The organism is Arthrobacter sp. 05T47 (assembly GCF_056395825.1).
The window spans coordinates 1-10,238 of the sequence record NZ_JBFTKG010000062.1; the positions used below are offsets into that span (position 1 = coordinate 1).

The following is a 10,238-nucleotide window of genomic DNA, read 5'->3' on the forward strand; positions in this document are numbered from 1 at the left end:
CTCGTCGAAGATCACGGTTCTAGGGTCGCCCAGCAGAGCAGCGGCGATACCGAGCCGTTGGCCCATGCCGAGGGAGAAGCCCTTGACGCGCTTCCGGGCGGTATCGGTGATTCCAGTCATCGCCATGACCTCATCGACCCGGCTGCGCCGGATGCCGTGCGTGGCGGCCAGGACGGACAGGTGCTTGACGGCGCTGCGGGCCGGGTGGAGAGCCTTGGCGTCCAGGAGTGCGCCGACCTCTTTCAACGGGGCCGCGTGCTCGGCGTACGGGCGGCCGTTGACGAGCACCCGGCCTGAGGTTGGCCGGTCCAGGCCCAGGATCAGCCGCATGGTGGTGGACTTGCCGGCGCCGTTCGGGCCCAGGAAGCCGGTGACCTGCCCGGGCTGGACGGTGAACGTCACGCCGTCCACGGCGGTCCGCTTCCCGTATGTCTTCGTTAGACCGTATGCCTCRATCATGGTCCAGCTTTCTTCTCGGCGARTGTCTGTCCGTCAATGCATGAGGATCAGCCCACAAACTCACCGCCCCCACCGCCATTATTCATGMGTAGGTGCAGGTCAGGCAGGAATTCATGCGCCGTTTACCTGAAAATCTTCAGCGGGGACGACGATTTGGTCTTCGACCGCACACAACCGGTCGGAACGGCCAGCCGGCCGGCTCTCAGCAGCGATCCCGCACGACCGAGAGGCCGAGAGGCCGACAGGCCGACATGACACTGCGACTCCCCCACACCCTGCCAACACTCCCCACGGCCACCGGCCGATTCATCCTCAGCCCGTTCACGGACGCCCATGTCGAACCGCTGGCGGCCATCCTGGCCAACGACGCCATCTGGGCCCAGGGGTTCGGCGACRGCGACCACYGGCCCGGGAACCACGATGAGCTGGTCGCCTTGGTCCGCCGTCGGCACGAGGGCCTGCGGATCTTGGCCATCGACTACACCGGCCTTCCCCGCGGCCCGCTGTTCGTCGACACGACAGGCGGCACCGAATCCCACGCCCGCACCGAACGGGTCAAGATCGGCCGGACCGTCATCAGCCCGGCATTCTKGGGTATGCACGCCAACCACGAGGTCAAGACCGCGTTGCTGGGCTGGTTGTTCTCCCGGGGTGCCGGACGCATCGAGTGCGACGTGGACCCMCGCAACCACTGCTCCCTTACCTCCCTGAACCGGTTCGGTTTCACGGYGGAGGGCACCGGTCGGCGGTCCTCCCGGCGTGTCGACGGCACCTGGCGGGACATTGTCATCCTGTCCCTGCTGACCGAGGAATGGCCGGCAGTCCGTGAACGGTCCCTKCAAGCCCTGGCCGGGCTCGGACACGGCGGGCTGCTCGCTGCCTGACCGGTGAGAGAGCTTCCCGGCTCCGCACACATGAGGTTTTAGAGCGTTCGYTTACGTCACCGTCCGGCCTTCACACTGGRCCGGGACTCACGGATCGAAGATTGCACCGGGCTTMTAAATCCTGCCTGTTATGGGGCTTTCTGCGCACGCKGTGGAGCTAAGACCTCGCCCACGAAACGAGAACACCGGGTCGGCCTATGCCGGTCCGGTTTCTYYATGCSTTCATTCAGCGGCAGCCTGCCCTGCYGTGTGCTCCCGGACGAGGCGCACMGCAYCACCGGCCAAAAGGTCTTCGAGATCGAAACAGAACGGGTCCTGCGGATCAGGGTGAAGCTGGATGGCAGCGTCGGGGTCGCCCAGGAAGCCGTGGACAGGCTCCCACGTCACGGCCGGGAACACCAGGATCATGCCGCGCATTGGCGTCGTCACGTACTGCTGCCGCGTGAGTCTCACGGATGCTGCCGAAGTCGAAGGCCGCCCACTGCCTGGTTTCTCGCCCGTCGGTGACGACCCGTTCGGTCTGCCACAGCTTGCCGTCGGCGGCGACCGCAATCCCATAGGCGCCTCCGACGGGCCAGCCGGTTCCGACCTGGTCCTCGGCCTTCCGGAAGCCGGCCCACAACGTGGATGGGTAGCTTTCGGCGACCAGCGGAAGCGTGGGGACCTCATGGGCTGCGAGGAAAGCGACGGAGTCCTGGATAGCGGTCACGAGTCGGTCGAGGGCCATATGGGACGCAGCGATGGAGAGGTCAATGGCCTGCTGGCGCATTGCGTCCTCGTTCCGCGCGGCGGCGAGCCGCTCGTTCAGGTTGTCCCTAGATACCATGCCGCCCCCGTCGTATTGAGCGCCAGCGTACCAGTGGGCAGTCAGCCTGCGGATGTGCAGTTCACGGTCTGACCTGCGGGAACGTAGGATCCATCCTGGACGCAGAAATCTCCGCGCCGGCAACTTCTTTGGGGGACAATTGAAAATCAGCATAACGCTGGGGGCAACACTGCTCACGGCTGCACTCGTGGCCGGCCCGATCTGCGGAGCGTCCGCGGCGCCCGCGCCGGTCGCCGCCAAGTCCGCGTCCGCGGAATCCCTGGATCTCTTCCCGGCAAGTAAGCGCCAGATGATCATCGATACCTTCGACGCGATCAACAGGTTTCGGGCAACCAAACACCTGAAGGCCCTGAAGTTCAACGTCAAAATCGCCACCATCTCGCAAAAGTGGAGCAACAGGATGGCAGCGACAGGACGCTTTGACCACAACAGCGACTACACGACCGGTGCGCCGGCCGGATACTTCTCGGCATCCGAAAACATCGCCCTCGGCTATTACCGCGGCCAGGACCTCGTCAACGGATGGATCAGTTCGCCCGGACACAACGCGAACATGTCRCAGCCAGACGCCACCTTCATGGGCATCGGCATCAGCGCCAAGGGCACCTACGCAACCGCGAACCACTTCGGCTACCCGGCCGGCGCCGTCCCGGCTGGGTCGTACAACAGCCCGCGCGACTACTTCGACGGCCGATCCGCACTCCCGACCAGCCCCGGCATCRCGGCCCCCGACCCRACGGTCGACTGGGAAAAGTTGACCTACACGATCCCGGCCAAGACCGGGGTCATCTACCTCGTTGATGGGGCGGTGAGGGCCGCCGGCACTTACCCGTTCCGCAGCATCATGGTTGCCATCGGCGTCAAAACAGCGGCCGGCCGTACCCTGAAGACGTGGTCCTATGACCTCTCGTCCCTGGCCGTGACCCCCGYCGCCCCCAAATTCAACCAGGCCAAGGGCACCTACACGATCCCGGCMACGGGCAATGTCACATACCTCGTCAACGGCGCCGTGAAGCCGCCCGGCACCTACTCCCGGAGCACCAGGATCACCATCACGGCCAAKGCGGCCCCCGGCAGCATCCTGACCGGCACCTCGAGCTGGAGCCTCGACTTCCGCAAGGCCGTGACCGCGGCAAAGCCGGCYATGAACAGCACCACCAACCGGTACASCATCCCGGCGAAGGCGGGAGTCGGCTACTTCGTCGACGGGAAGCCGGTCCCGGCCGGGACCTACAAGGCCGCCAACGGCAAGACGGTGARCTTCACCGCGAAGGCCGCCTCGTCCGCGTACCGGTTCACCGGCACGGCCGCCTGGTCATTCCGGTTCTGACACGCGACTGCAACGCCAACGGGAACCGTCAGCACCCGCTCCGCACACATGAGGTCTATGAGCAAACAACCAGTAGTGTCCCCTGAAGACTTCGAGATCATGACCGGGAGGACCCCGCCGACTGGCCCGAGCGATTCCTGCCGAGCTCCTTCGCCAAGGTCGCAACCCACGGTGAGGCCCTCTGGACGAAAATCACCGAGGACGACGGCGAGACCATCCAGGCCACGATGGCCAACAGCCCGTTCGGTGGCTTCGTGGCCTTCGGYGACCCGGTCGCGTACAAGCGAGAAAAACGTCCGCCATATCCTCCCGCCCACGCACGACTAAGCCTCCAAGTGGAAACAAWGAGGGCCCGCACGAATTGGGCGGTTTCTACGGTCCTTCGCCGTCGCCCGTTGGTTCGGGGSCGGCGGACAGGAAATTGGATGCTGGCCTTTCCGAGTCGAGCGAAAAGTACACGGGCCCTTCGTTTCGAAGGATGTCCACGTAGTAGTGCAGCTCGCTCATGGGGACAGCAATGGTGCCGGAAGTCGATGCGGCGTTGCAGGTCGGCATCGCGGGCATGCCGCCGGCGCGAATGCCGTGACCGGCGCCTATGTGAGTGCGGGATCGTCGCACGGACTTCGCGGCAGCCAACCTACTGGGGCGAGCGCTCCCGGCGCCGGTGCCCGATGACGCGGCGGACCGAGGGGACCCGGCTGATTCACGTTCAGCGGCGCCAACACGACGATCCGGGATCAAGCAGCCAGCAACAACTAAGGAAAGGAACGAACATGACTGAAGAAATGTCCACGGTGCTCGTCGTCGGCGCCAGCGGCAGCATTGGACAGCTCGCCGTCACTCAGGCACTCGAGGCGGGCTTTGAGACCAGAGCCCTGGTACGTGCCGAATCCCGGACGGACCGGATTCCCGACGGCGCCGAGATCGTCGTTGGCGACCTCACGGACGCCGAAACCCTCCGGGGCGTCATCCAGGGTGTCACCGGCATCGTCTTCGCCCACRGCAGCCCCGGCGGCGCGAAGGAAGCCGAAGCGGTGGACTACGGCGCCGTGCGCAACGTCCTGAGCGTCCTGGCAGCTCCGGCACGCATCGCCCTGATGACCGCGATCGGGGTCACGAAGCACACGCCCGGTCACGACTGGAAGCGCCGCGGTGAACGGCTCGTCCGGGCCAGCGGTCTGCCGTACACGATCGTCCGTCCCGGCTGGTTCGACTACAACGATGCCCGCCAACACCGGCTCATTATGCTGCAAGGCGACACGCGGTGGGCAAGCGATCCCTCTGATGGTGTGGTCTCCCGCGCCCAAATCGCCCAAGTCCTCGTCACGTCGCTCACTTCGGATGCTGCCGACCACAAGACGCTGGAGCTCGTCGCAGAGACCGGGCCAGCGCAGACCGACCTGAACCCGCTGTTCGGCAACTTGCAAACGGACCGGGCGGCTGCGCTCGATGCCGTCCTTGACCGCGACAACATGCCACTCGACCACGAACCGGCCGGAGTCGTCGCCGAACTCGAAGCCGTCCGCGGACGCTTCTGAGCCGACGATTCGCTGTGCTACCGCTGCCGTGGATCGGCGAAGTGCACTCGCTCGAAGGCGACCATCGCGGCGAGGACCGCGGTCACGGAGGCGAAGGCTGCCGGCGCCGAGACTACATTCTTACCAGCGCTCGCGCGGTAAGCGTCCGGGAATCGTGTTTTGGGCCTATCCAGTCCTCTTACCAGGGCTGCGGTTGGCAGCCGTAGGGGCGCCGGTTGGTGGCGACCCTGTAGTACCCAGGTACCGGTTGCACGTCTTGGGGAGTGTCCCCTGGGCCGACGTACGGGAAGCGGGCAATCCGTAGCGTGAAGAGCAACGCAGGGTGCACACACGGTGACAGCCCGCAAATTCACACGGAATCGAGACCGCTCATGGCTTCCCGCTCAAGACGTCTTTTTCACGCCGCTCTCCCGGCGGGATTGTCGCTGCTCGTTGTGGCTGCGCTGGCTTTCGCCGGCGCAGAGGTGGCTGATGCCGAAAGCCATATCGCGCCGCCAGCGCAGGACCCGCATAACCTCCCGGTGAACAGGCCCTCTTCCTCCGGCAAAATCGCTGTCGCCGTCGTTCTGGGTTCGTCCGGCACCGTAGGGAGTGACGTTCTGGCTCCCTACGAGGTGTTTGCCAGCTCCCCGAATTTCTCCGTCTACACAATCGCAGCGCAGTCCTCCCCTGCCCCCGTTGACGGGGGTCCGGCCATAGTGCCCACCTACACGTTCGACGACGTTCGATCGGGCAAGGCCCGCCAGCCGGACGTCGTCGTTGTCCCGGCCGTCGGCACCCCGGAGGGGCCGGAGGAAACCGCCATGCGGGACTGGATCGTGGACCAATCAGGTCGCGGGGCCCGCGTCCTGGGCGTCTGTAACGGATCGAACGTCCTGGCCGGAGCCGGCCTCTTGACCGGCCGCACGGCCACAAGCCACTGGTCACGTCTGATTTCCCTGAAGAAGAGCCATCCCGAGGTCCAATGGACGGGAGGTCTGCGCTACGTTCAGGACGGCATGATCACCACCACAGCCGGCGTTACCTCCGGCATCCCGGGCGCGTTGAAAGTCATGGAAGACCTGGCCGGCGCCGGCGAAGCCGAACGAGTCGGCCGGCTTATGAACTACCCGGATTGGTCCATTGCCGCGTCAGCATCGATACCCGTCCAGTCCTTCGCCGTCTCGGACGTTCCCGTCGGACTCAACGCCCTCGTCCCGTGGTTCCGGCCGACCATCGGCGTCGGGCTGGTCAACGGGGTTGGCGAGATAGACGTCGCCAGCGCCTTCGAGGTTTACAACATGTCCTTCGCAGCCCGCGCCGTGGCTGTCGCCGACACGGAGACGGTCACCACCAAGCACGGGATGGTCCTCCTGACCGCCCCGGAAACGCAGGCGCCTCCGGTGGACAGGGTCATCGCCCCCGGCGCGGCTCGGGGCCAGGACATTGACCCGCAGTTGAGGGACTGGGCCGCATCGCGCAACGTGCCCATCGAGGCCCTTGCCGGCGCTGGCGGCGTGCTCGGCTTCGACGGGGCCCTGGAGTATTTTGCGCGGCATACCGACCGTGCCACCGCCCTGTCGGCAGCCAAAATGATCGACTATCCCACGGCGCATCTGAACCTTCCGGACAGTGGAACCTATCTCCGCGTTCCGGTCCTGATCGTGCTCGGCCTGCTGCTCGCAATTCTCGCCGGTGCCCTGCCGGCGATCCATGGAATCGTCGTCCGGCGTCGGGCAGAGGGGCAGATGAATGACTCGTGACATCTCTCGGATTTCCGCCCGCACCCACCCGATTCCATGGATCGGACCGACCATGCCGTCCCGAAGTTCCGGCCGACATACTTCTACTTTGCCAAGCACTTCGCTGTGATGGTCGCGCTGATGTACGCGGGAATGTTCGTGCTGGACCCCGTCTACGACCTGGGAGCGACCGTTGCCGGAGTCGACGACCCGTGGAGCCGGCTGCCCGTACTCTCGAACATCATCATGGCGCTCAACATGAGCGTTCCGATGGTCCTGTACATGCGCCATCAGCGTCACAGCTGGCGGGCGATCGGAGAGATGTCGGCAGCCATGCTTCTTCCCGCAGCCCTCACCATGGGCCCCTACCTTCTGGGGACTATGACTGCCGGGACAATGATGTCTCTCAGCCACGGAACAGTGCTCCCGCTGATGGCGGTCGCCATGCTTCTGCGCTTTCGCGAATATGCTCAGCATAAGCGGGAGCATAGATTGCCCGGCACCGGACAAGAGAGTGGTTTGCAATGCCGCTAAATCAGCTTTCCGCAACACTCGCCTGCGCGCTTCTGACCGGCCTGACGATCTTCCAGAGCGCGCTTATTGCCGGGGCCCCGTTCGGGAGGATGGCCTGGGGCGGAAAACACCGTGTCCTGCCGAGCAACCTCAGGATCGGGAGCGCCGTTTCCATCGGCGTGTACGCTTTTTTCGCCTACGCCGCACTGGCCAAAGCCGCCGTTGTCCCGCTCTTGGTCAACGAATCTTTTACCTCCATCACCATCTGGGTGATGACTGCATACTTCGCGCTCGGCGTCGTGATGAACGGGATCTCCCGCAGCAGGCCCGAACGCCTCGTCATGACTCCTGTCGCGGCTGCCCTCGCCTTTCTTTACCTGGTCCTGGCACTCCACTGATCTTCGACACGGGCCGCAGGACGGGCCACGCCTGCCTCAGCCCGAGCGATACCCGGCATCTACCCATATGAACACCGAAGGACTCTTATGAACCCCACAAAGGTAGCGGCCGGAGCATGACCAAGACGGGAGACGCTCAGCGCCTGGCGGCGTTGCCGGAAGCGGTCCTGACGGCACCGATGTCGCCGGAAAAACCGCATCGGCGACGGGGGTGGCGCCCCGGTCCGCGTATCACAGACCTGATGGTCGCTGCCTTGTACGCAGCGCCGGCCCTGGCGGCAACCGCTAGCGTTCACGAGACCAAAGGCCCGGAGTCCGTTCTCTTGTTGCTCGCGGTGGTGGCTTCCGGCGCTGCGTTGCTCTTCCGCCGGCGCGCTCCGATGTTGTCGTTGGCTGCAACGGCCGGCATCATGTTCATCACGTTCTCGGTTCCGGAGAGCTTCGCAGCGGTGGCGACAGCCATGGCGCTGTACGCCGTCGCCGTCTACAGGTCGGCCCGGCATGCCGTCTTTGCCCTGCTGGGAACCAGCAGCATCCTGCTTCTCGCCGCGGTCCTCCTCCCCGGGTCGATGGTCGACCCGGGCCAGGCCGGCCAGGCAATTGCCGTGCTCGTGATCGCGGCACTGATCGGCTTGAACGTCCGCTCGCGCCGAGACTACGTAGCCGCCCTCGTGGACCGTGCCGACCGGCTGACGCGAGAACGGGAGCACCTGGCCAGCATCGCCGCCGCGGCCGAGCGCAACGCGATCGCCCGGGAGATGCACGACATCGTCTCGCACGGGTTGGCAGTGATGATTTCCCTGGCCCACGGTTCTGCAGAGATCGCCCCCACTGATCCTGCCCGCGCCGTAGACGCCATGCGCCAGGTCGCCGAGACCGGCCGGACAGCGGTGGCAGACATGCGCCGGATGCTCGGAGTTCTCAACGCACGTAAAAACGTTGACTCACCCGGAGTAGTAGCGCCCGCGCCACAGGTGGAGGACATCCAGGCGCTGGTGGCGCTCTTCCGTTCCACCGGCCTTCCGGTGGTCCTGCAATCTGCCGGTGCTCCACCGGCCGACCCAGGGATCCAGCTGGCGATATACCGGGTCATCCAGGAAGGGCTCACCAACGCGCTGAAGTACGCAAGAGCAGCAACAACGGTCACGATTGTTCTGCAGTTCAGCCCGCAAGCGATCATTGCGTCGGTAACCGACGACGGCCAACACCAAGAACTTTCTACAGACCATCCCGGGCGGGGCATCGTGGGCATGCGTGAGCGCGTCGCACTGTATGGCGGCACGATACAGGCGGGTCCTCTGGCCAGCGGTGGATGGTCCGTGAACGCCCAGTTCCCGCCGCGGGAGGTATCCCCGTGGAACCGGTAACCATCCCGTCCGAGCGCCCGATCCGGGTGCTGCTCGTTGATGACCAAACGCTTGTCCGAACGGGATTCCGGATGGTACTCGATGCCCACCCCGCGGTCGACGTCGTTGGCGAAGCCGCTGACGGCAGGACCGGACTCGACATGTGTCGTACCCTGGCGCCGGACGTGGTGCTGATGGATGTGCGGATGCCGGGCATGGACGGCATCGCCGCGACCGAGCTAATCGCCGAGAACTGCCCGCAGTCGCGGGTCATTGTCCTCACCACCTTCGATCTCGACGAGTACGCCTTCGCGGCGCTCCGGGCCGGTGCCAGCGGTTTCCTGCTCAAAGACGTCGGACCACCCGAGCTGCTCGCGTCCATCAAAGCCGTCGCCGGAGGAGACGCCGCCATCTCCTCCAGGGTCAGCCGCCGGATGCTGGAACTCTTCAGCCAAAGGCTTCCCTCCGGTCCCTTCTCCGGGGGTGACGAAGCCCTCGCGGCCCTGACACCCAGGGAACGGGAAATCCTCTCGGCCATCGCCGGCGGACTTACCAACACCGAGATCGGTGAACGACTGGTCGTGGCCGAATCAACAGTGAAAACCCATGTGGGCCGCATCCTGATGAAGCTCGGGCTGCGCGACCGTGTGCACGCCGTCATCTTCGCTTACGAACACGGCGTGACCGGCCACCGCCGGCCGGGCTGAGTATCCAATGACCTCAAGACACCGTCCCGCAGAACGTTTCCCGGCGGACAAATCAGCACCGACCTGCGACTACTCATCTCACGCCGCACAGACTTGGTCTGCGACCGAACCCGCGCAATCAACAGACTCTGCTCCAATCCCCTTGCCTAGCGGCTCAGCATGCACTCGGAGACGCAGGCTGTAACTTAACGCGCGAATGTACACCTGCGCGGGTTGGCTGCTCCCCGAGGGCTGCAGGGCTGTCCACACCCGGTATCTCTTCACCCATTCCCACTACCTGAACAGGAGAGCACAATGAAATCCATGAACACATCAAGGACCTATGTGCTGGTGCATGGTTCATTCGTCGGGGCCTGGTGCTGGTCGCGAGTCGTCCCTCTGCTGGAAGCTGCCGGGCATGAGGTTTACGCGCCGACGCTCACCGGTGTCGGAGAACGCGCGGGCGAAGCGACCCCGGAGGTGGGGTTGCTGTCGCACATCGATCAGATCACCAGCCTTGTCGAGGCGAACGACCTT

At 65.0% G+C, this 10,238-nt stretch carries 11 protein-coding genes; 9 read left to right on the top strand and 2 right to left on the bottom strand.

Annotated features, from left to right (window positions below):
* Positions 1-459: ATP-binding cassette domain-containing protein (locus AC1DEY_RS21985; protein ID WP_476869841.1), on the bottom strand; the 459-nt coding region annotated here is incomplete at its 3' end.
* A gap of 251 nt (positions 460-710) precedes the next feature.
* On the opposite strand from AC1DEY_RS21985, the gene AC1DEY_RS21990 reads away from it, so the two are divergent.
* Complete coding sequence (locus tag AC1DEY_RS21990; RefSeq protein ID WP_476869842.1) at positions 711-1,343, top strand: GNAT family N-acetyltransferase; 633 nt, start codon at positions 711-713, stop codon at positions 1,341-1,343.
* 322 nt (positions 1,344-1,665) lie between these two features.
* Here AC1DEY_RS21990 and AC1DEY_RS21995 read toward each other — a convergent pair whose 3' ends face one another.
* Complete coding sequence (locus tag AC1DEY_RS21995) at positions 1,666-2,169, bottom strand: hypothetical protein (protein WP_476869843.1); 504 nt, start codon at positions 2,167-2,169, stop codon at positions 1,666-1,668.
* Positions 2,170-2,308: 139 nt separating this feature from the next.
* Between AC1DEY_RS21995 and AC1DEY_RS22000 the strand changes: the two genes are divergently transcribed.
* From AC1DEY_RS22000 to AC1DEY_RS22035, 8 genes are all read left to right on the top strand, one after another.
* Positions 2,309-3,499, top strand: coding sequence for a CAP domain-containing protein (locus tag AC1DEY_RS22000; protein WP_476869844.1), 1,191 nt, complete (start codon positions 2,309-2,311; stop codon positions 3,497-3,499).
* Between the two features lie 773 nt (positions 3,500-4,272).
* Complete coding sequence (locus AC1DEY_RS22005) at positions 4,273-5,037, top strand: SDR family oxidoreductase (protein WP_476869845.1); 765 nt, start codon at positions 4,273-4,275, stop codon at positions 5,035-5,037.
* 521 nt (positions 5,038-5,558) lie between these two features.
* The gene (locus AC1DEY_RS22010; RefSeq protein ID WP_476869846.1) at positions 5,559-6,779 is read left to right on the top strand and encodes a DJ-1/PfpI family protein; all 1,221 of its coding nucleotides are present in this window, start codon (positions 5,559-5,561) and stop codon (positions 6,777-6,779) included.
* 36 nt (positions 6,780-6,815) lie between these two features.
* Positions 6,816-7,292 carry a hypothetical protein gene (locus AC1DEY_RS22015; RefSeq protein ID WP_476869847.1) on the top strand — a complete coding sequence of 159 codons (477 nt, stop codon included), beginning with the start codon at positions 6,816-6,818 and terminating at the stop codon, positions 7,290-7,292.
* On the top strand, positions 7,283-7,669 hold the full coding sequence (locus AC1DEY_RS22020; protein ID WP_476869848.1) for a hypothetical protein: 387 nt from the start codon (positions 7,283-7,285) through the stop codon (positions 7,667-7,669). The genes AC1DEY_RS22015 and AC1DEY_RS22020 overlap by 10 nt, the downstream gene beginning before the upstream one ends.
* Before the next feature lie 179 nt (positions 7,670-7,848).
* A complete protein-coding gene (locus AC1DEY_RS22025; protein ID WP_476869851.1) occupies positions 7,849-9,036 on the top strand; it encodes a sensor histidine kinase in 1,188 nt (395 codons plus the stop codon).
* On the top strand, positions 9,024-9,722 hold the full coding sequence (locus AC1DEY_RS22030; RefSeq protein WP_476869849.1) for a response regulator: 699 nt from the start codon (positions 9,024-9,026) through the stop codon (positions 9,720-9,722). The genes AC1DEY_RS22025 and AC1DEY_RS22030 overlap by 13 nt, the downstream gene beginning before the upstream one ends.
* Positions 9,723-10,016: 294 nt before the next feature.
* The coding region (locus tag AC1DEY_RS22035) for an alpha/beta fold hydrolase (RefSeq protein ID WP_476869850.1) at positions 10,017-10,238 on the top strand (222 nt) is incomplete at its 3' end.

Excerpts from the sequence above, each read along its gene's own strand:
- AC1DEY_RS22025 (WP_476869851.1), top strand. The coding sequence starts at position 7,849 with ATGTCGCCGGAAAAACCGCATCGGCGACGGGGGTGGCGCCCCGGTCCG.
- AC1DEY_RS22020 (WP_476869848.1), top strand. The coding sequence starts at position 7,283 with ATGCCGCTAAATCAGCTTTCCGCAACACTCGCCTGCGCGCTTCTGACC.
- AC1DEY_RS21995 (WP_476869843.1), bottom strand. The coding sequence starts at position 2,169 with ATGGTATCTAGGGACAACCTGAACGAGCGGCTCGCCGCCGCGCGGAAC.
- AC1DEY_RS22015 (WP_476869847.1), top strand. The coding sequence starts at position 6,816 with ATGGATCGGACCGACCATGCCGTCCCGAAGTTCCGGCCGACATACTTC.